This is a genomic window from Erythrobacter insulae (assembly GCF_007004095.1).
GTDB classification, from domain to species: Bacteria; Pseudomonadota; Alphaproteobacteria; order Sphingomonadales; family Sphingomonadaceae; genus Erythrobacter; species Erythrobacter insulae.
The window spans coordinates 2,022,024-2,044,397 of record NZ_VHJK01000001.1 but is presented as its reverse complement, the minus strand read 5'-3'; the positions used below and the strand labels follow the sequence as shown (position 1 = coordinate 2,044,397).

Sequence of the window (22,374 nt, the reverse complement as noted above, 5' to 3'; positions counted from 1 at the left end):
TTAAGTAGCAAGTCGGAACTAATCGATTTTGTCCCGACTTGTAACAGCCCCAAAATTCAGACCGCGCTGAAATCATTTTATTTCAGGTGCTTATTCGAAATTTTCTAACTCTACCTACGCTGGTGTAGCTGGTACGCATAGAGTGACGGAATGCCTTCAACCGGGCGGTTAAGCCACTCCAGATAAGGCTCTGGCGTATGGTCCAGGCGGATTTTGCGGTTTCCATGCATACCCACAATTCGTGCATCGGGGCCTTCGGAAGCCCCAAGGATCACGATTTCGCCGCCCGGCTCCACGCCGTTGGCGACCAGCACGTTTACGTTCCACGCGGTATTGTAACGACCGTGTCCTGGCAGCCAATATCCCGCGCCGCCCGCTTTGTAGAGATCGTACATAGGCGTTCCATCGTCAGCTTTCCGGTCAGGCGTCACATGGACAGTCACGTTGTCGTACAAATTCTGGTGGTTCGCTCCTGCATGCTGATCCAGCGTTGGAGTGGTCCAGACCACAGCGTCCTTGTAAACCGACTTGGTTGACTGCGTGTTGAAACTGAGCGCGTGGACGGTCGGATTGTACACCGTAAGCCCTTCGACCAACACATTGTGCACGTTGCCGATATGGACACTGTAATGCGCAGTGTGATCGCCTTCGGTCACGATATTGCGGATCGTCACATTAGCCAGATCGTCGGTCAGAATTCCGCTGTCGCTGTTGGCGATCCTGACATTTCGGATCCATCCATTATGCACACCGGTGAAATAGACCCCGTTGAAGCCGCTTTCATTGTGATGCCCGAAGTCAGGATTTTCGGGAAAGGCAAGCGACAGGTCTTGTATGCCCACATCCGACAGATGCTCCCACGACGAAAAATACGCTGGCAATTCGTTATTTATGGAGTGAAGCAACGGGTCTGCAATGGTGACATTATTGCCCTCGATCGCTTCGATACGGGTGGCCTGACGCACCAGCGGACGATCAGGCAATTCCCAATGCCTGCTGCCGATCTTTTCCTTGGTATTGCCGTAAAGAGATTTGACGAGCGGACCGTCTGGCCCCGCCCGATTATGCCAGTTGATCTGCAAGACATCACCGACCTCCAGGCTGCTTGTATCGGTCACGGTAAGCTCACGCGAGAACTGCGCACCCGAGGCGATCGGCGCAACGGCCTGTATGGGGCGGTCATAACGCTCAAGATAGGTCGCGTGGCGACCATTTGGCACACGGGTCCAGATAAATCCAGCGCTCCAACTGTATGGCGAGAACAGGACCTCTAAATTTGCATCAGGAATGCGTTCGTATTTATCGTTTTCTTCCAGATATGTCCGAATTTCGTCGAGCGCGCCGCCATCGTCGATCTGGTTCAGAGGGCGCGGCATGAAAAGTTCTGTTCCACCCTCACCCATGCCCATACCAGACAACACGATACCACTGCGTTCAATCCACAGGATCTCGCTGAGAACATACCGTCCAGCGTGAAACTGGACGCGCACCGGCTCGGCACTTTCGTGCGCAGCCTTTAATGCTGCGAGAAGTGCCTTGCTGTCATCCTTACCATCATCGGGAACAGCCCCGAATTCAGCCACATCAATGGTCTTCGCGATGTGTGGAATGTCTGCGGTTCCAAATCCGTAGCCGGCATAGGAATAATCCGGAAGCGGGTGATCGTCTTTCACCGTTTGATCCGAAAGAATGGCAGGCAAATTTTCCGCCGCTGCCGGCGCAGCCATTACCGCGGCACATGCAGCCATAGCTCGTAAGCCGTTCGAATAGAAAGGAAACGCGCGAGCGAGGCTAGTCATCATTTTCTCCCGAAATGGTACTGACAAAACCAGTATTGACCCGTGATGATACCGGTGTCAATAATGTTGGCGAGAGGTCTAGTGCCGTCGACCGTCGCTTTGGTCACCGGCTGATCATTTGGCTCAATAGGGGGAACCAACGCGTGGATCTGGCGATGAATTACAAACAAGACAGTGCGCTGTGAGCTCGCCACATGAATTGGTCGCACCCGGAGCAAATGCTGCGACGGTGATAAGCGAGGCGGATAGAAAAATGTCCGCGCACCTTCTTAATGCGCGTCGCGAAGCGAAAGCTCTTTCCGAATTCCCAGGCACGCTCCCTGCCGATCTTGTGTCAGCATACGAAATCCAATCGTATTCGATCGAACGATGGCCGGATAAAGTTGCGGGATGGAAGGTCGGCGGCATTCCTCCACAATGGCGCGAACGCCTTGGTGCGGATTGGTTGGTTGGACCAATTTTCAGCCGGTCCGTCAAAACCGGCGAATCTGCGTCCATGCCAGTCTTTGAGAATGGATTTGCCGCGATAGAGCCAGAACTGATCATCCAGCTCGGAGCAAGCCGCGCACAGGATCGTATTTTTACCGGCGCCGAAATTGCGAGCAGCCCTGTTCCAGCCATCAATGACTATGGCCCGATCGCTGTCGTGTGCGACTTCGGGAACAATAATGGTGTGCTTATTGGGCAAGAGATCGTCGGGTGGAGCGACTTTGACAGGCCTCTTGAAGTTTCGATCTGGATCGATGGCGCGCTCATCGGCAGGAAGGTTCTCGAAGATGTATTCGCAGCAGCGTTCACGGCCCGGGATTTTTGTATTGAAAACGCGAAACAACGCGGGATCGAGTTGCAACCGGGAACTTTGATTTCATCGGGGGCGATTACGGGGGTTCATGAAGCAAAAGTGGGCGCACACAGCATCATTTCATTTGGCCCATTGGGCAAAATCGAACTGGATCTCGGGTGCGCAGCGCCTCTGGATCAAACGAAAGAGTAACGCCGAAAAAGGGGATTGGTAGATTGCGATCAAAAGCAATGGCAACCAAAGGCGGGCCATACGCCGTTACCAAAGGGAAAGGAGAGATCGCCTTTTGAAAATGAAGTATCTAAATTGCTTATTTTCAATCATCTTTGAGCATGTAACTGCATGCAAAACGACTTTTGACTAAGAAATGACAAAAAAGAGCCTTTCGGCCATCCTTGGGAGAGAAAAATGAAGAAGTTAGCTAAATCAAGTCTGCGCACGGCTGTGTCGCGGGCAGTTATTACAGCCATGTTGGCAACCCCATCAATCGCCCTAGCGCAGTCTAATGAAGACGACGCACAGGTTAACTCGGCAGAAAATGACACCGGTGCCAATCCCGGAATTATCGTCAGCGGCATCAGACAATCGCTCGCCAGCGCGCTCGATGAAAAGCGTAACAAAGATAATATTATCGAGGTGATCCAGTCAGAGGACATTGGTAAGCTGCCGGATCAGAACCTTGCTGAAGTTCTAGAGAACGTCACTGGTGTTCAGATCACGCGCGATGCAGGTGTGGGCACGGGCGTGCAAATTCGCGGCACCGGTGCAAACCGGGTCGAGATCAATGGCGTTTCAACCGTCGGATCTGGCACCGGACGGTCAGGCATCAGCTTTGAAGACCTTCCCGCAGCCCTGATTGCCGCAGTCGAAGTGATCAAGGTGCCAGAAGCCCGCACCATCGAAGGATCGGTCGGCGGCACCGTGAATTTGCGCACGATCCGGCCACTCGATCTGAACGAGCCGCTGCTCTCATTCAGAGCGCAGGGCGAGCACAGCGATCTATCCGACACGATCACACCACGCTTTTCCGCAACGCTCGGCAATAGCTGGGACACCGGCATCGGTGAAATCGGTTTCGTGATGAGCGCCAGCTACGCGGAGCTTGATGTTACCGAGTTCGCGCCCCGCGTCGACCGCGACCGGACCGTACTTCCAAACTCTGGCTTTGCCAGCGCCGAAGCGTTCCCGTTCCTGCGCATACAATTCCTTGATCAGCAACTGCGCAATCAGGAATATACAACCATCAACTGGACCGGTTCGCTTGAATGGAAGCCGGCAGACAATCTGCGGCTCTATGTCGACGCCACGATCAACGATCAGGAACGCATCCAGCAAAGCTCGCGAGCTTTCTTCTCGGGCACGACCTCTTCTGCGGTGATCAACAACACCAACAATACGAGCTTCGAGACCGTCAATCTGGGCTCGGTGGAAGGACCAAACGGAACGTTGGTTCTTGGTGAAATTCAAGCGGTCACATCAGGTATTCTCGGTGTTGGCGTGACCAGCAACGGAGCGATCGATTCCAACCTTCGTACCGCCTCGCAAACCGGCTCCCGCCTGACGGACAGCTCGGTTCTTGCCTCTGGGCTCGAATGGGAAGTTGGCCGCCTTACGGTCAACGCCGAAGTCTCAAGTTCGACATCGGACACGGTGTTCCCCAACCTGACCTTCGAGACCGACTTTATCAACCCAAATGGTCCGCAACCCTCTATTGGCCAAAGCAGCGACAATGGTGTCCCTGCCATTTTCGACACCACCGGCGGGACCCTCCAGTTCGGGATCGCCCAAGGGCTGGCTGAGACGCCAACGGCGGCCCAACTTCTTGATCCGGCAAATTATCGTATCCGTACAATTACCCAAGGCGCCAACCAGAATGAAAACAGCGAGACAGCCTTCCGGCTTGACCTGAACTTCGATTCTGAAGGCATCTTGCCGTTCTTCTCATCCATTGATCTGGGCTGGCGGTACAATTCTTCAAAGGCGGAGAATGTCGACAGCACTTTGCGGAACATCTTCACCTCCGCAAATTCGCCCGCCTTTTTCAGACCGTCGCTCGATCAATTCAGCCAGTTTGTGACCGCTGGCCCAAGCAACTTCAACGCTGCTGACGGGCGGGCATTGTTCATCCCAGACTATTTGACGGTCGACCCGGTCGCATCCGTCAACAACACTGACGAAGTGATCGCCGCTGTGAACGCGGCAATCACGGCGCAAAACGAAGCAAACGGGGTCAATCTGCCTTTGGTTGGGGCGCCGGTGGAAACATCGACCGCGTTCTTCGACATCGAGGAGCAAACCAACGCGCTCTATATTCAGGGCAATTACGACAGTGAAGTCGCGGGCGTTCCGATCCGCGGCAACCTTGGCGTGCGCTGGGTCAGCACTCAGATCGACTCGATTGGCAACAATGTCATCAACGGGGTTGTTGATGGCCAATTGAGTCAATCGTCAAACTACGAGTTCTTCCTGCCGCGCTGGAGCCTTGTGGCCGAACCGGCTGATAACCTCCTGTTGCGCGCCGGTATCTCGCGCGATCTGCGTCGTCCAAACTTTGATGACCTGTCGATTTCTGTCGCCTTTGGCGGCAGTGCAACAGCGGCCGTCAATATTGGCAACCCCAACCTTCAGCCGGAAACGGTTTGGTCATTCGATCTGGCGGGTGAATACTACTTCTCAGATACCGGATTTGTGAGCCTGGGTTTCTTCCATAAAGACCGGACAAATCTGTTCGCTCAAGAAACCGAGTTTCCGCTGGAAACGACGGGACCTGGCGGTGCCATCGATCGCGATATCACCGCACCGTGTGAAGGTGGCGGCATCTTCAACCCGTTCGCGGACCGCAACGTCTTCTCGTCGATCCAAGGCCAGGGTCTGTGCGTTCCCGTTGGTACAATCGTGAACTCTTCGGGATTGACCACCCAAACCGGTGTCGAAGTAGCGCTGCAATACTCGCTTGCAGATGTTCTCGACGACGCAAACTGGCTCTCGGGCTTCGGGTTTATTGGGAACTTCACCTATCAGGAGGATGGCGGCGACGTTACGAACTTCTTCAACGGAAACGGTGGTGCCAATGCCCTGAACCTGTTGCTTGGTCGTACCGATACCGATCAATCGACCGCAGGGCTTGAAGATGATGTTGTGCAGCAGCTCGTCACACTGCCCAATTTGTCGAACTTTTCCTACAACACCACGCTGTTCTACGACAAATACGGGATCAATTTCCGAGCCCGTTACAGCTGGCGTTCGGATTTCCGCGGCACCCAGACCCAGCGCTTTGGCCTGCCACGCATTGTCGATGATCGCGGGCAGCTCAACGCCAGCATCAGCTATGCCGTCACCGATCGCGTGACAGTGGGTCTGGATGGCATCAATCTGCTGCGCGAGCAGAATGATGAGTACTGCATCAATGACGATACGTTGCTCTGTCAGCAGGACTTCACTGACCGGCGCATTGTCGCGGGCGTCAGCTTCAAGTTCTAACTGACACTTCGAACATCAAAAAATGAGGGGGCGTCCACGCGGCGCCCCCTTTTCTTTTTACGATAATAACAACAATCATCGCGTGCGAGATGGTGATGTCATACGCGCCGGATGATTTGGCTCATCATTCAATATCGCTGTCCAGGTTCGACAGCAGATTATCAGAACCGACCACAACATTTGACGAAGCGATAGGTCCCGCCACCCCCGCGTGGGATGCGATCGTTATTCCCACCGTTGTCGACGCGCTCCCCCGCGTTCCATCGATACCCAGAATGTCGTTATCGGTGATCGATGCATTGGTAACACCTTCCAGAACGATACCTTCATACCTGCTGTATCTGACAGGATCATTCCGCTGCGCGACCCGCGCGCCCAGATTGCGTATGACGTTGCCCGACACCGTTACATTGTTCGCCGATTCCACCTGAATGGCACGCTGGACGCCGTTAAAGGTGTTGTTCGCCATGACAACAGGATCGACGATCCGTTCCGCAGTTTGGCTGTTCGTGTCACGCAAGGGTTGGCTCAGCGATTCCAGGGACATTGCTCGAACAATATTAACGAAAACATTGTTTTCCATGGTGATATTTTGCGCACCACGCTTTGACGAAATACCGTCGAACCCGCCGTAAAAACGGTTGCCCCGCATCACATAATTACCGCCGAGCGATGCGTCGTATGGAGCGGCTGACATATAGATGCTCGCATCCCGGATGCCGAAGAAGGTCGAGTCCTCAATCAACGCCGATTGCGCGCCCATCACAAAGACTCCGCTGTCTCCGCCCGCATTGCGCCAGGTGTCGCTTTCGCTATCTATCGGCGGCGCAGTATCCGGGTCTGAAAAATAGGCCGTCCGGTTGGCCTGGGTGATCGGCGCGCCAATCACAGTCAGCCCTCGAATGGTGACCATATCAACCTTTGCACGGGGACTGGTTCCACCGGTCGCACCGCGTACCGATAATCCATCAGTCGTCGCCGCGACCGGGCTTCCAACCATGGTCGCGCCAACTGAGCCTCCTTGCGGGACAGTGCCCGACAGGTGAGCGCGCGAAATATCAAGCTCGCCGCCCGTCCAGCTCAGATCGACAAGCGCGCTACCACCGCAATTACTGCTGAAGCTGGCGCTGGTCGCATCGAAATCGATCAGGTCGGAATTGACGTTGGGGCCGGCGACAAAAGCCGCGCCGGTTGCGATAATCACGAAATCCTTGTTCTGGATAATGACAGACACGCCTTCGGGATCATCAATATTGTACGTGCCTGCCGGGATGGTAAGTGTGTCGCCCTTGTTTGCGGCCTCCTGCAAAGAGGTTTGTATCGCCTGCGTATCATCAAGGCCATCATCAGCGATTGCCTGCCATCCTGCCGTCCCGTCGCATTCTCCGCCTGTGGCAGCGAAAGTGCCTGTAGGTGTCGGTGCGGGTGTCGGTGTGGGTGTCGGTGTCGCCGTTGATGTGGGAGATGGTGTCGGCGCACCCACGACAGGTGGCGCAGGCGAACTGTCGTCACCACCACACGCCGCCAAGGCGATGGATGAAGATAGGAGCAACGCCAAACGCGCTGTATCAATTCCACAAACTTTCATGATGTCTTCCCGATTTAGATCAAGTCAGTTCAACCGAACCCGATTTCAAATTTTCGCTGTCGGCGCCGGCCATGATGGTGAAGCTACCCGGTTCAAGCAGGAGCTTCCCACTCGCGTCGCGAAAACCGAAATCTTCAGCACCAAGCGTGAACTGGACAGTGCGCTGTTCGCCGGGCGCCAGTCTGACTTTTTCAAATCCGCGCAGCAGTTTGACCGGCCTTGTCAAACTGGCGATATCGTCGCGGACGTAGAGTTGGACGACCTCTTGTCCCGCCCGCTCACCGGTATTCTGCACCGTTACCGAGACTTTCAACATATCGCCCGTTTTGATTGAGGTCGCCTCAGGTACCGGAGCGCCGCAAATGAATTGCGTGTAGCTCAATCCATGGCCGAACGGATAAAGAGGGGTGGACTCGGAGAACACATAGTTCCTGAATTTACCGGTCGGCTTTTGATAGTAGAAACCGGGCAATTGCCCGACATTGCGGACCAGCGTGACGGGCAACTTTCCGCTCGGGTTTACATCGCCGAACAGGATGTTGGCGAGGGCATGTCCGCCCTCTTCGCCCGGATAAAAGGCATCGAGAATTGCGGGGCATTTCTGCACCAGCTTTTGCGGCGACAGCGGACGTCCGTGGATCAACACGGCCACCGTTTTCTTACCCATAGCCAACAAGGCTTCGGCAAGCTCATTCTGTTCACCAATAAGCTCCAGATCATCGCGATCTCCGCGAGAGTCTCCGGCAAAATAGGCTTCGCGAGCTGTCGCTTCATTGCCGCCCAGGCACATCACAATCGTATCGACATCGCCTGCGGCGGCGACCGCTTCGGCAATGAGTTTGCGATTGAGCGCCGGATCGGCGCGTACGGTCTCATCTGCGGCATCGGTCTCGATCTCGTTCTGGCCTTCATCGCCAGCCGTGATCCGGCATCCCGGCGCGTAGACGGTTTCAAAACCCGCCCGCTTGCCATAGGCCTTGATCCCTTCGAGCATACTGACCCCGATAAAGGGTTTGGGCGAGTATCCGCCCAAATGCACCGAAGCGGCATTGGGCCCGACGACCAACACCTTCTTTGTCGCAGTCTTGTCTAGCGGCAGCGCTGCATTCTCGTTCTTGAGCAGAACTACCGATTCCTCAGCCGCTTTACGCGCCAGAGCGCGGTGTTCCTTGCTACGCGCGAGACTTGCCGCTTTGGCAGGGTCTGCCCATGGCAGATCGAACAGGCCGCATTTGAACTTCGCCGCCAGAACGCGCTCAGCTGCGCGGCGAACATAGCTTTCCTCAAGCTGGCCATCGCGGACAAGCTGGGGCAGCATCAGGTAGACGCCGTTATTGGCGAGCTCCAGATCAACGCCCGCTTTCAGCCCCATGATCGCGGCTTCTGCTTCGTCTTTGGCAACACCGTGCAGGCTGTGGATGCGGCGGATATCATCCCAGTCGGATACGACATAACCGTCAAAGCCCCACTCATCGCGAAGCAAATCTGATAAGAGCGCCGTGTCAGCATGAGCGGGCACGCCATCAATTTCGCCGTGGGATGCCATCAGGCCGACAGATCCAGATTCGGTGATCGCAGCGCGAAACGGCGGCAACACCACATTCTGCATTTCGACCGGCCCGATATGCGACGGCGCAAAATTGCGACCGCCGATCCCCTGCCCGTACCCTGCAAAGTGCTTCACACTGGTGGCCATGCGGTCCGCAGGAAGATATTCGGCCGGTGCCCCCTGCAATCCGGTTACAATGGCGCGCGCCGAAACCGTCACCAGATAGGGATCCTCGCCCCATGTCTCCTCCGCCCGGCCCCAGCGCGGATCGGTGCAGATATCGATATTGGGCGAGAAACACGCCTGCGCACCGCGCGAACGCGCCTCTTTGGCGGTCGCGGCGAAAACCTGCTCGACAAGTTCAGGATTGAACGCACAGGCCATGGCCATGGCTTGCGGATATTGCGTTGCCCCATCGGCAAGCAATCCAGCAAGACATTCTTCAAAAATGAACGCGGGGATACCGAAACGGCTACGGCTGATCACTTCGCGCTGGAGCGCGATTACGGCGCGGGCATTGTCGGCAGGACCGGCTTCAAGGCTGGCGGAATACACACCGCCAATGCCGTATCGGAAGTACGGAAAGTCGGCTTCAAACGCCTTTGCGTCGGCCATCACATCGGCTGCGCGCGGGCAATTGAGCTGGGCGCCGATCTCATCCAGCGTCATCAGCGCAACAAGCGCTTTTGCGCGGCGGGCTGGCGATAGAGATTTGTCGCGGTAGTCATCATTGGAGCGGGCATGCAGCACATTGCCAAAGCCGCCTACTGCGGCAAAGCCTAGTCCTCCAATACCCGCCAGAGTGGTTCGCCGGTCGATTTTCATATCGTTTACTTTCTCTGTTGCAGGTCGTTCGGAACCGCGCGGTTCGGCTTAATCAGGCCACCATTCCTCGATCTCGGCACGCAGCGAAGATATCTGGTCTGCATGCTGGGAAGCACGCGCAAGATTCGTCTTCTCATCAGGGTCTGACGCCAGATTATAGAGTTCCGGTTGCCCGCTATCGAAGTCATTGAGGATCAGTTTCCAGTCGCCTTTTCTGGCCCAGCGATGCGTCACGTTGACTTTGGGATCATCGAGATCGACCGAGGTATGGTAGTAAATCTCGCCAAAGACGGTTCGCGGGGTAAGGCTGCTGCGCTCTTCCAGGAACGGTTGCAGATTGCGCCCCGGAAGCGCTTCGTGTTGTGGCAAACCTGCCAGCGCCAGCGTGGTCGGAAAGAAATCGATCGAGCTGACCAGATCATCATGGCGGCCCGGTTTGATCCGGTCGGGCCAGCGCACAAAGACGGGTGTGCGCACGCCGCCTTCATAGGGTGAGCTCTTGCTACGCGGATCGAAACGAATAACTCTGTCTTGAAGATCGCGAAAACTCTCACCATCGCGATTGGGCAACCAGCCATTATCGACGATGAACATGATGACGGTATTGTCGGTCTTGCCGTTCTTTTCGAGCAGCTTCATGAGCTGACCCACGGTATCGTCGAGCCAAGAAATATTGGCGTAGTAGCCAATCGTCCGCTCCCCCAGACCCTTGCCACGAAATGGCTCTTTATATGCTTCGACGGCGTCGAATGGCGCGTGGGGCAAATATGGGGCGAACCAGAGGAAGAACGGATCTTCACCGACATCACCCAAAAATTCGTCAATCGGTTGCATCGTCTTTCGGCCAATACGAAGCCCCGCGTCACCGTGACGTGTCCCTTGCGTCATGCCATCGGTAAATCCGCCATTGGCGTAATTGCCTTCCCAAAACTTGCCCGTCTGCATACTGCGATAGCCAGCCGCCTTTAGCGCCATGGGCATGGGTTTCTGCATCTGGAGAAAGCGAAATGTCTCTGAGTGCGGGATGCCATCAGGTGGATCGTTGAAGCAGATACCGTGATCAAAAGCATATTTGCCGGTGATCAATGTAGCGAGCGATGCACGGCACAGACTGGTCGGCACATAGCCATTGGGAAAAACAGCGGACTCAGAGGCGAGCTTGTCCAGATGGGGCGTGCGAACAAGGTTATGCCCCATAAAACCGAAATCCGAATAGGCCTGATCATCGGCGATAATCCAGATGATATTGGGCTGATCGTCATCCTGAGCACGGCTGGCCGCAGTGGTCTTTTCGGTTTGCAAAGCGCAGCCGGTCAAAAGCGCGAAAGCGCCCAGCGCGGCCATTAACTTAGTTTTGAGTGCTACAAACATCCTACTCGCCCCATTGCCCAATGTTTTTTTGAGCATCACCGGCATTAAGCCGGAAGCGGTGCTTTCCCGGCCCGATCAGGCGCGAGCTGCCGTTGCGGATGTCCAAAGCCGAAGTGTTGTGCGGGATCTCGACATCCCAGATGATCGCATCACCCTCACGCTTCCAGGCGCTGCGAATGGTTCCGTATCCCGTTTCGAGAGAAACCTTGGCCTCACCCAGATCGGCCGGGAATTGCGGGTTCAAGAAGAACCGTTTGTAGCCCGGAGCCTTTGGGTCCGGCATAATCCCGCCAAGGCCGCTATAGAACCATGCATCGTAGCCACCTTTGAATGGGTGATTGAGTGAGCGTCTGGGTTCGGCGCCACCGGCAGGATCGTATCCCGTGATATTCTCCCACAAGGTTGTGCCATCGAGCGTATCGAACAGATAGGCATATCCAGGCGGCCCCTTGGCCTTGAAAATCCCGAATGCGGTGTCGTTATAACCGGCCTCCGAAAGCGCGGGGTACACCCACGTCTGTCCCAGCGCCCCGACCGACGCATGGCCACCCCACTTTTCACGAACATCTCGATCAATTGCTGCGCCGATTGACGCTCTTTTGTCAGCGGGTGCGATGCCAAATTGCAGCGCCATCGCATTGGCAGTCTGGCTGCCGTAACCAGACGCTTCGCCCTGATAATAGGCGCGGTTAAACGCTGCGCTCACATCATCATAACGCTGCCCGAATGCCTTCGCGTCTTCGTCCCGGCCAAGCCGATCGGCCATATCCGACATTTGCTGGAACACCCGCGCCATCAGAGCTGTCGCGGTCAGATCGCCCGGCGTGCTAAACGATGCGCAGCGGCCAAGCGGGCGCTCCATTCCCAGTTCCGGCAATGCGTCGCACCAATCGCCGTAATAATGAAACGGATCGGTAACGCGGTCATCATCCATCGCCTTCTCGACATAGGCGACATAATCGAGCAGGCTTTCATATTGCCGCTCGATCACCGACACATCGCCGGTGTGGATGTAATGCTCCCAAGTCAGGAAAACCTCTGCCGCCGCCCAGTCAACCTTGCCGGAATGCGTCCGCCGCCCCGGCACGATAGCGGGCGAGATAAAATCAGTGGTTCTGAAATCCCCCAGATATTTGTCGAGAAATGGCCCCATGGCAAAGTTGTAGCTCGCCATCTGGATGATCGCATGCGCGTCTCCGGTCCAGCCATTGCGCTCACGGATCGGGCAGTCGGATAGAACCGAAACCATATTGGTCTCAAACGACCACAGGGCGGTTTCATGGATGCGATTAAGCAGCGGATCGGACGAAGAGAAGTGTCCAATCCGGTCGATGTCAGTCCGGGTCAGATGCGCAGTGATAGCGTCCAAAGGGGGCGGTCCGTTTATCCCGCTGATTTCGATGTAGCGAAAGCCATGCCAGGTGAATGATGGCGACCACGCGGCTGTGTCCTTACCGTCGGAGACATAGGCATCAACCTGTTTCGTCCGCGGCGCACCGCCGCCAGATTGCATCCCGACCCTGCCATCGCTGTCAGCCCATTCGCCATAGCGCAGCAACACCACCTGCCCTTCGGCAAGGCCAAGGCGCGACATGTCAATTGTCGGCAATCCAGTGAAATTCTGTCCAAGATCAATCGTGTAGATACCGGGTTCGGGATTGAGGACCCTTTTCGGCTTCACTTCGGTGACGCGGCGAACAGGCGGCATTTCCGCTGCGACCAGCGCCTGTGTCGGGCTTGCATCGAGGACCGACGCATTGCGCCAGCCAGTGCTGCCATCATCACCCACGTCATTCCACGCAGAAACATTCTTACGCGCATCAAAAAATTCGCCCGAATAGACCCCGTTCTTAAGGATCGGGGACGGATGAGCGAACCAGCTGCCGTCACTCACAATCGTCTGAATCGCCCCATCCTCATAGGTGATTTCGAGCTGAGCAATCGCGGCGGGCTCACCATAGAACAGCTTGTCCATTCCAAATGCTGTACGCTCGCCATAAAACCCATTGCCCAAATGGACGCCCAGCACCTGCTCGCCCTGATCCAGCCGGTCTGTGACATCATCGATATCGTAATAAATCCGCTTGTCGAAATCGGTCTGAGCCGGGTTCAGGATCCGGTCGCCGATCTTTTCGCCATTCAGGAAAAACTCCGAATATCCCGCCGACGTGGAATAAAGCAGCGCCGATTTAATCGGCTTTGTAATCATGAAGCTTTTGCGGAAATAGGTCGCGGGGCGCACATCCCGCAGGCGGCTTTTGGTATCCGCAATCGTTTCTTCATTCTTGAATTGTTTGTCAGCCGCGGTCGCTTCCAGCCACCGCGTCATACCCGCCGTCTCTTCAGCCGCCGGAAAGATCGGACTAGTCACCCAATCCGCGCTCCAGTCCGATGGCTCAAGCAACGCCATTTGCCATTTGCTGACATCGCTCCATTCGCCCGGCTGATCTTCACCCTCGGCCCAAATTCGAACCCGCCAGAAGGCCTCTTGCCGCGACCGCAAAGCTTCACCTTCGTATTGTATGGCGATCGAGCGGCCATCTGTGACCCGGCCACTTGCCCACAGATCCGCCGCACCGGACCCAAGCAGATTGGGGGTGGATGCGACTTCAATCTGAAAGGCAGCCTGACTGTCAACAGCGCTGCGCCAGGAAAGGCGCGGTGTCTCACGCCCCACCCCAACCGGATTGGCCTGCCCTTCAACTTTCAGAGCAAACGGAACGGGCGCTGTAATGGCAGCATCCGACCGCGAAACGCTGCTTTGCTGCCCGGACTGGACAGAGCACGCCGCGACCGAGAAGCATACAATAGCCGACAATACACCGCGCAAGTTTCGACCCATCACCCCACACCCTTTAATCTTTAATGATCTTTTTTGATCATATATACGCATTATAGATCATTTCCAAGTGAGGACTTGAAGTTCGACTAACGCGCAAACAAAGATCATCTCAGGCGAAAAAGGGTGTGCGGGCTTAACCCTGCATATCCTCCAATTCGACGGCCCTCGTCTCGCGCACCGCTGCGCGCAGAAAGAAAAGTATGAGACTGCGGCAAAGAAGGCATATCCGGGACACGCCATTGAAAGTCTTGGCCGTTCAACGAGCGAGGGAAAGCTCCGATAGATAGGGAACCCGAACGTACATTGGGCAATAGTGCTTTATGCTTGAACTGAATTCCGGCGACTATCATGTCGTCATAGATCCTGAGCGGGGCGGCTCACTTGCGGCATTTGAATGGGCGGGACATGCGATACTTCGCGCGTCGATGCCCGGCGCAATGTCCAATACAGCGTGCTTCCCGATTGTGCCGTTTTCCAACCGGATCGGCGCTGGCGAATTCGAATTGGCCGGCAGCACATTCAAGCTTGCCCCTAACGCGCCATCTATTGATGATAACAATCCAATCCATGGCTATGGCTGGCTAAGCGCATGGGATGTCATCAGCGCGGATGCGGCGCGGGTTGTCATCGAGCACACTCATGATGGCAGCGCATGGCCATGGCGGTATCGGGCGCGGCAATATATCTCGCTCGCAGAGAATGGCCTGTTTCTGCAACTCGAAGTCACCAATGTCGATAAGACGGTGATGCCAGCGGGCCTGGGTTTCCATCCTTATTTTCACCGAGGGGACAAGACTTCCTATCATGGTCTGCACAAGGGTGAGTGGTCTGTTGATGAGGGCTGTTTACCGACCCGGCTGATTGAATTGTCAGAGCCTGCGGATTGGTGGAAGGGCGCACCGGTTGGCTCACGCACGGTCGATACGGTCTACACTGGCCGCAAAGGTCCGCTCACGCTGATCTGGCCCGATCTTTGCGCCAAGGCGACCATTAAACCGTCAGAAAATTTGCCATTCACGGTCGTGTACACACCGCGCGGACTGGATTTTTTCTGCATTGAGCCGGTAAGTCATGAGACCGATGCGATTAACACGAAGCCTTGCGGCATGACCATGTTGGCACCGGGCGAAACAATGCAGGCGTGGATTCATATCGAGATCGAGGCCGCAGACTGATCCAACGCTAACAGGTCGAAAGCCTTGCTGGATCGAAATCCGCTACCGGCGATGGCTTGTATCCATAGCGGACCGCTTTAGCTTGGAACGGCGATGCTGCATCGATGGGCCGCGCATAGAGCAGCGCCTCGCCATCCGCTCCGCCATAGCCGATCGATGCGCCATGGGTCATAGAAGCGAGCATCACCTTGCCATCAGAGGTCAAGCAGGCCTCCACCATCGCTGTCTGCGGCTGCTGCCCGCCCGGCCAGATACGAGCGACCAGGTCGCGCTCCGCGATGCGGCCCATATCGCCGCTATCCTCGATCCATTTTTCTAGCCGGCCTGACATTCGGCGTTTGATCGTTGCAAAGCGCGGATCATCGGCGAGATTGCGCACTTCATCGGGATCGGCCTCAGTATCGAACAGGAATTCGCGAGGGGCAGTGTCCGCGAGGTAGGAGGCCTGCAAGGGCGATAGACCGCCTTCCGTCTGAAGACGCCGCATTTCCCGCATGATCGGATTGACGTTCTGATAGCCGAGCGAGGGGATCACCGGCTTATCGCTGAAATAACGGATATAGTGCCACTTTTTCTCGCGTACGCCGCGAAAACGCTGTGGCACTTCGTCGAACCGGTCGCCCGCCATGAAGATCGCTTCCGGCGCCGGGTCATCGAAAATGCGTCGGCCTTGGATCCATTCAGGAACGCGGAGCCCTGCCCAATTCAGGATCGTGGGTGCGAGGTCGATAAAACTGACGAGATCATCGCGCTGAGTGCCAGCCTCAAACCCATCGGGAAAGCGCACGATCAGAGGCACATGCGTACCGCTGTCGAAAATCGTTCGTTTGTGGCGCGGCAAACCATCCCCGTGGTCGGTCGTAAAAATGATGATGCTGTCAGCAAACCTGCCCTCTACCTCAAGCCGGTCGAGCAGCGCGCCGACTTGGCCGTCCATGACTCTGATATTGTCATAGAACCGTGCAAGGTTGGCACGGACCTCATAGGTATCTGGCCAATAGGGCGGAACCCGAACGCGTGCAGGATCGGTCAAAGGAAAGTCCTTTGCGGCATCGATTTCAGCATTGAGCGGGTTGCGACGGGAGACGACTGGATGCAGCGCTGTATCCGTGTCGGGCGGCCACGTGCGCCCCTCATGCGTTACTTCATGATTTATCATCGCAAAGAACGGCTGGCCCGGCGCGCGGTCATTCCAGTCAGCCCCCAACGCGTTGCGATCCCAAACGGTGAAGGCATTGCCGAATTGATAATCGGTTTTGAAGTCATTGACGGCGAAGTAGCCTCCAGCACGCAAAAGCTCAGGAAACGCCTTAACATGAGGCGGCGGAACCGCGCGGTATGGCGCGCCTTCGTCCATGTTCTCGCCATAGCTCGACGTGCGCATATTGTGCGCGCCGATCGTCGTCTGGTGCGCGCCAGTGATCAGCGCCGCGCGCGAAGGGGAGCACACCCCAGCGGTGGTGAACGCGCGATTGAACTGCACGCTCTGCGACGCGAGCCGATCGAGATTGGGAGTGACCGCGACCGGATCACCCATAAAACCGACGCGTGGCCCCAAATCCTCTGCCGTGATCAGAATGATGTTGGGCCGATCAGACATGGCCGCGGGATCAGAAACAGATATCGGACCAGCAGGCGCGCACGCGTGGGCCAGGACAATGACAGACAAGAGGATGAAGAGTCGCATAAGGTCAGCCTAGCGGGGACTTGCCAATTTACCAAAATTTGTGATCAATATTACGCATACTCAATCAAACTTTAGGGCGAACATATGACGGTGAGCGGCAATGGCCCCCTCTAACGTGACCAGCACGCCAGAGTAGCAACCGCGCTCAGCCTCAAATGAGTGAATGTGCGCATCGAACAGATATGACTCTATCCCATCGCGTTTGACGCAAACTTCGGCACACAGGCCTTGGCTTGCAATTCTTGCCCGCGATCAGAGCGCGGCCCGGCGGCTGGCTGCGCCCTATTTAGCGAATGATTGCTTCTGATTGTTTTTGCGCTACCCTTTCACTTACAAGCCGGCGCGTTGGGGCGTCTGAAGAGGGAGATAGGCCGTGAAACTTGGATTTGCCGCATCGAGAGTGCGTTTAACGGCAGGCGTTGCCGGGCTCATGTTGGCAGCTTCCGGAGCAGTGGCCGCTACACCCGACACTGATGCCCCTACCATCGAGCAGATGAGAGCGCAGTTCAAATCGCCGCCTGCCGAAGCCCGCCCGATGACGTGGTTCCACGTCATGAGCGGCAACATGAGCCGCGAGGGGATCACAAAAGACCTCGAAGCAATGGCCGAAGCCGGGATCGGCGGCATCGTGCTGTTTCACGTTACGCAGGGTATTCCGCACGGTACAGTGCGTTTCAACTCGCCCGAGCATCTGGACCTGATCGCGCACGTCGCCGCAGAATGCGAGCGTCTTGGTCTGCTGTTCAATTTCCACAATGCCGATGGCTGGTCATCCAGCGGCGGGCCGTGGATCACGCCCGAACAGTCGATGAAACGGATCGTCTGGAGCCAGGCCATTATCGCAGGCGGGCGAGTGAATGCGAAACTGGCCAGGCCGGTATCGCGCGCCAATCTGTATGAAGACATCGCCGTCATTGCGTATCCGGCTCTGCCGACGGAAAAAATTGATGCGACATTGAGCCCGTCTGTCACCGCGTCTGATCCGGGCTTTGCCGTCGATCTGGCAACCGACGGCAATCGCGAAACCAGAGCAATTCTGCCCGCCAGCAAGGAGCAGCCGGGCTGGGTTCAATTCACCTACGATGATCCTGTAACAATCCGAAGCCTGCTGCTGGAGAACTCGCCGACCAGAGGACTTGTGGCGAGCCTTGAGAAATCGGATGACGGGATGACCTGGGAAAGCGTTAAAACTTTCAAGACACGCCGTATCGGCAAGTTTGAATGGATGGTCGATGATGCTTTTGCCGGCGTAACGGCGCGCTATTTCCGGGTCAGCACAGCGGCGGAAATTGAGTTTGGCGAGTTGATATTATCGGCAGTCCCCCGAATTCCCGATGTGACTTTGCATACCAGCATGGCGCAGGGCGCAGGCACACAATTGCCCGAGCAGCTTGATAGCGCCGCCGGTACACTCATCGACCCGGCGCAAATTATCGATCTTTCGGGTTCGCTTGACGATGCAGGCAATCTTACCGCCATTCTCCCTTCTGGCGACTGGACGGTTCTGCGGTTTGGATACACCTCAACCGGCGCGACCAATGTCATCGCGTCCCCCGAAGGCACCGGTTTCGAGGTCGACAAATTCGCGCCTGCCGCATTCAAAGCGCATTATGACGGTTTTATCGGGCCCGTTCTTAACCGCGCGAGAGCCGTTGCGCCTAGCGCCACAAACGGTGTGATGATCGACAGCTACGAGGTCGGCGGTCAGAATTGGACCAGCGGATACGAAGACCTGTTCGCGGAAAAGTTTGGCCAATCCATTATCCCGTGGCTGCCGATCTACACCGGACGGCTCGTTTCCAGTGCGAAAGAGACCCGCGACATGTTGGCCGGGATACGGTCCTTTAACGCCGATCTGATCCGCGACAATTATTACGGCGTGTTTGCCGAAATGATGGAAAGCCAAGGGCTGGAAAGTTACGTGCAGCCTTATGGAATGGGGCCATCTGACGACGTTGATATCGGATCCACCGCATCGGTCCCCACCGGTGAATTCTGGATGGGGCGCGAGGTTGCGCAGCTGAACGATGCCGTCTCTGCAGGGCGGCTTTACGCCAAAAAGATGATCGCAGCCGAAGCCTTCACAGCCTTCGCATCGATCAATTGGCATTTCTCACCGGCGCTTGGAAAAAAATGGGGCGACAGGGCATGGGTGAACGGTATCAACCAGTTCATGTTTCATCGTTTTGCCCATCAGGCGAACACCCATGTAATGCCCGGTATGACGATGAACCGTTACGGTTCGCATTTTGACCGGACCCAGCCGTGGTGGGATAAAGGCGGCAAAGCGTGGTTCGAATATATGGCGCGCGGGCATTACATGCTCAGACAGGGTTTACCGGTCGTCGATATTGCCATGTATGTCGGCGAAGATAGCCCGGTCTCCTGCCCTGAGAAAAAGAACCTCGCCGACAGTTTGCCGGCGGGCACAGAGTTTGATTGCCTTAATGAAGAGAGCCTTCTGTCTCGCTCACGCTTTGTCGACGGGAAAATGGTACTGCCTAACGGGCAGAGTTACAGTATGATCTGGTGGCCGCAGAACCGCGCGCCCGGCAAGGCTGCGCTGGCTCGGATGCAGGCCGCGCGCGAGGCCGGTGTTCCCGTGGCTATGCGCCATGAAGGCGACGACGCGAAAGCGGTTTTTGCGATGGAAGGCCTGACTGCGCGGGTCAGCTCTGCCGGTCCCCTCCCCTTATTCACCCAGCGCAAAGTGGGAGACATAGATGTCTTTTTCCTGCTCAATCTCGGGGAAGAAACTGCCGAATATGATCTGTCTTTCGATGTAAGCGGCAGAGCGCCTGCGCTGTGGGATCCGGTAACAGGCGCGGTGCGCCCGATGCCTGCAAAGCTGGAGGCTGGTGGCAGAACAGGAGTGCAAATTGATCTGTTAGCAGGTCAATCAGCGTTCCTGGTCTTTGATCCGGGCAATGCTTTTGCTGCACCTCAGGCCGTTGCGAATACGCTTGAAAAAGAACTGACAGGGCCGTGGTCGATCGCCTTCGATCCGCTCTACAGCGACACCATTCCGTTCGAGGCACCCGCGCTGTTCGACCTGAGATCATCCAAGAATACTGAAATCAGGCACTTTTCGGGCAAGGCCAGATACCAGCATACTTTCAACTGGTCAGGCGGTGGAGCCGCGAAAACGGGTCGCTTGCTGCTCGATCTTGGGCAGGTCGAAGTTGTCGCCAGCGTTACCTTGAACGGGGTTGATCTGGGCACGCTGTGGACGCCGCCTTATACGCTCGACGCCACCAAAGCGGTGCGGTCGGGAGAGAATGTCCTCGAAATTGAAATCGCCAACCTGTGGGTGAACCGCCTGATCGGTGATGCCGGTCTGGAGGATACCAGCGGTTTTGTCGTGGCGGAACACTGGCCGAACAACAATATGGTCAAATGGTACAGTGACAATGAGCCACTTCCGCCAGGGCCAAGGCGCACTTTCTCGACGCAGAGTTTCTTCAAGAACGATGATCCGCTCGTGCCATCTGGTTTGATTGGTCCGGTCCAATTGCTCCGTGAAAGTGCAATCGAGTAACCGGATCCAGCGACACGCTGCGATCAGACGCACAGCACAGTTTGGCGCGGACGTCCTGAAGCCAGAGACTGGTGCTGGGGGCAAATGGCGGAGAGACAGGGATTCGAACCCTGGGTACCCGTAAGGGCACAGTAGTTTTCGAGACTACCCCGTTCGACCACTCCGGCATCTCTCCGCATACCTGCTCACGCCCATGCCATTAGGGGAGGCGTACAGAATTCTTGCTGCATTTGTCCGGTCGATGGACGATCACATTGTGCAACCAAGAGCGCGCCCGTTAGCGCAGCTTCCCATCATTGCCAAGGCCTGTTCGGCCACAAAAAACGGGTATATCTTGGCGGATACAGTTCCGAATGGTTGTTTTGCCAATGCGAAAGACCATATCTTCGTTTGTATGGAACGTTCTGAGTTCTTCTCGACACAGGCTGGGCGCACGATCAATGCGCCGCGACAAACTTGCTCCCGTTTCGGGATTGGCGAGGTTGTGCGCCATCGGATATTCGATTTCCGCGGGGTCGTGTTCGATGTCGACCCGGTTTTCGCCAACAGCGAGGAATGGTATCAATCGATACCCGAGGACATGCGCCCTCCCCGTGACCAGCCATATTATCATCTGCTCGCCGAAAACGAGGATGAAAGCTATGTCGCCTATGTCAGTCAGGGCAATCTGATCGCTGATATGGAAGGTGGGCCAGTCGATCACCCCACCGTTCCGCAATTGTTTGAACAGTTCAAAGATGGTCGGTACCGGATGCGCCGGTCCCTCACTCATTGATTGATCAGCTTTTCAGCTTCCAACCGGAACGCAGCACCAGATAAACGATCAACGCGAGCAGTATATTGAACGCGGCAATGCCGATCGCGGCGGTCATTACCGCGCTGCTGCTGCCGATATCGCTCTCTCCCAGAAAACCGTAACGGAAGCCCGAAATCACGTAGAAAAACGGGTTTGCCCGGCTGACCGATTGAAACGCGGGCGCCAGATTATCGATCACGTAGAATGTGCCCGAAAGCAGCGAAAGCGGGGCGATCACGAAATTCGTAATCGCAGCATTGTGATCAAATTTCTCAGCCCAGATCGACGTGCCAAGCCCAAGCAGAGCCAGCATGACCGATCCCATCAAGCCAAACCAAACGACAGCCCATAAATGCTCCACACTCAAGCTGACGCCGGGCCAAAGGCTCATTGCCAGCGCAACCGCGCAGCCGACGGCAACAGCGCGCGTAACCGCAGCGAGAACAATCCCACCCATCAATTCCCCCGGCGAAAGCGGCGGCATAAGCAAATCTATGATCGTGCCCTGGATCTTGCCCGAGAGCAGCGAGAACGAAGAGTTCGCGAAAGCATTTTGCATCATACCCATGACAATCAGGCCGGGCGCGACAAAACTCGCAAATGGAACGCCTAAAACCTCGCGGCCTTCACGGCCCAATGCGACGGTAAAAATGACCAGAAACAGCAACGTTGTGACCGCCGGAGCCCATATCGTTTGCGTCTGCACCTTGAGAAACCGGCGCACCTCCTTCATATAGAGAGCGAACAGGCCTACGCGATTGATCCCGGTAATCACCGGTTCGCCGCGAGCCGGAAACCGTATACTGCCTGAGGTTGCATACGATCCGGAATTGATGTCCCGATCAGGGCTTGCCGAAGGGTTAGGAGATGCTTGCTTTTGCATAGCATCGCCGAGTAGGGCTTTGACAGACAACTGACAAGG

At 56.2% G+C, this 22,374-nt stretch carries 12 protein-coding genes and 1 tRNA gene; 5 read left to right on the top strand and 8 right to left on the bottom strand.

What is annotated here, in order from left to right; genetic code table 11:
- Nucleotides 1-110: 110 nt before the first annotated feature.
- Entirely contained in the window at nucleotides 111-1,727 is a 1,617-nt protein-coding gene (locus FGU71_RS09610; protein WP_185960258.1) for a glycosyl hydrolase family 28-related protein, read from the bottom strand.
- 325 nt (nucleotides 1,728-2,052) lie between these two features.
- On the opposite strand from FGU71_RS09610, the gene FGU71_RS09605 reads away from it, so the two are divergent.
- Together FGU71_RS09605 and FGU71_RS09600 are read left to right on the top strand one after the other, a co-directional pair.
- Complete coding sequence (locus FGU71_RS09605; RefSeq protein WP_142788360.1) at nucleotides 2,053-2,793, top strand: 2-keto-4-pentenoate hydratase; 741 nt, start codon at nucleotides 2,053-2,055, stop codon at nucleotides 2,791-2,793.
- A gap of 216 nt (nucleotides 2,794-3,009) precedes the next feature.
- Nucleotides 3,010-6,081: a TonB-dependent receptor gene (locus FGU71_RS09600; protein WP_142788359.1), complete on the top strand. Its 3,072-nt coding sequence runs from the start codon at nucleotides 3,010-3,012 to the stop codon at nucleotides 6,079-6,081.
- 124 nt (nucleotides 6,082-6,205) lie between these two features.
- On the opposite strand, the gene FGU71_RS09595 is transcribed toward FGU71_RS09600, so the two are convergent.
- From FGU71_RS09595 to FGU71_RS09580, 4 genes are read right to left on the bottom strand one after another with little or no spacing between them, the layout of a single operon-like run.
- Nucleotides 6,206-7,669 carry a right-handed parallel beta-helix repeat-containing protein gene (locus tag FGU71_RS09595; RefSeq protein ID WP_185960257.1) on the bottom strand — a complete coding sequence of 488 codons (1,464 nt, stop codon included), beginning with the start codon at nucleotides 7,667-7,669 and terminating at the stop codon, nucleotides 6,206-6,208.
- 19 nt (nucleotides 7,670-7,688) lie between these two features.
- A complete protein-coding gene (locus FGU71_RS09590) occupies nucleotides 7,689-10,043 on the bottom strand; it encodes a glycoside hydrolase family 3 N-terminal domain-containing protein (RefSeq protein ID WP_142788357.1) in 2,355 nt (784 codons plus the stop codon).
- Nucleotides 10,044-10,091: 48 nt separating this feature from the next.
- Nucleotides 10,092-11,414 (bottom strand): sulfatase family protein, encoded by a 1,323-nt coding sequence (locus tag FGU71_RS09585; protein ID WP_185960256.1) that lies wholly within the window; start codon nucleotides 11,412-11,414, stop codon nucleotides 10,092-10,094.
- Between the two features lies 1 nt (nucleotide 11,415).
- The gene (locus FGU71_RS09580; protein WP_185960255.1) at nucleotides 11,416-14,256 is read right to left on the bottom strand and encodes an alpha-L-rhamnosidase; all 2,841 of its coding nucleotides are present in this window, start codon (nucleotides 14,254-14,256) and stop codon (nucleotides 11,416-11,418) included.
- A 320-nt stretch (nucleotides 14,257-14,576) separates the two neighbouring features.
- Here FGU71_RS09580 and FGU71_RS09575 point away from each other — a divergent pair, with 320 nt between their 5' ends.
- Complete coding sequence (locus FGU71_RS09575) at nucleotides 14,577-15,431, top strand: aldose 1-epimerase (RefSeq protein WP_142788354.1); 855 nt, start codon at nucleotides 14,577-14,579, stop codon at nucleotides 15,429-15,431.
- A 7-nt stretch (nucleotides 15,432-15,438) separates the two neighbouring features.
- Here FGU71_RS09575 and FGU71_RS09570 read toward each other — a convergent pair whose 3' ends face one another.
- On the bottom strand, nucleotides 15,439-17,031 hold the full coding sequence (locus FGU71_RS09570; RefSeq protein ID WP_185960254.1) for a sulfatase family protein: 1,593 nt from the start codon (nucleotides 17,029-17,031) through the stop codon (nucleotides 15,439-15,441).
- Nucleotides 17,032-17,491: 460 nt separating this feature from the next.
- Here FGU71_RS09570 and FGU71_RS09565 point away from each other — a divergent pair, with 460 nt between their 5' ends.
- Nucleotides 17,492-20,656 (top strand): glycosyl hydrolase, encoded by a 3,165-nt coding sequence (locus tag FGU71_RS09565; RefSeq protein ID WP_142788352.1) that lies wholly within the window; start codon nucleotides 17,492-17,494, stop codon nucleotides 20,654-20,656.
- An 85-nt stretch (nucleotides 20,657-20,741) separates the two neighbouring features.
- On the opposite strand, the gene FGU71_RS09560 is transcribed toward FGU71_RS09565, so the two are convergent.
- A tRNA-Ser gene (locus tag FGU71_RS09560) sits at nucleotides 20,742-20,831 on the bottom strand.
- Between the two features lie 219 nt (nucleotides 20,832-21,050).
- Between FGU71_RS09560 and hspQ the strand changes: the two genes are divergently transcribed.
- Nucleotides 21,051-21,431 (top strand): heat shock protein HspQ, encoded by a 381-nt coding sequence (gene hspQ, locus FGU71_RS09555; protein ID WP_142789078.1) that lies wholly within the window; start codon nucleotides 21,051-21,053, stop codon nucleotides 21,429-21,431.
- A 4-nt stretch (nucleotides 21,432-21,435) separates the two neighbouring features.
- Here hspQ and FGU71_RS09550 read toward each other — a convergent pair whose 3' ends face one another.
- Complete coding sequence (locus FGU71_RS09550; protein WP_142788351.1) at nucleotides 21,436-22,335, bottom strand: ABC transporter permease; 900 nt, start codon at nucleotides 22,333-22,335, stop codon at nucleotides 21,436-21,438.
- Between the last annotated feature and the right edge of the window lie 39 nt (nucleotides 22,336-22,374).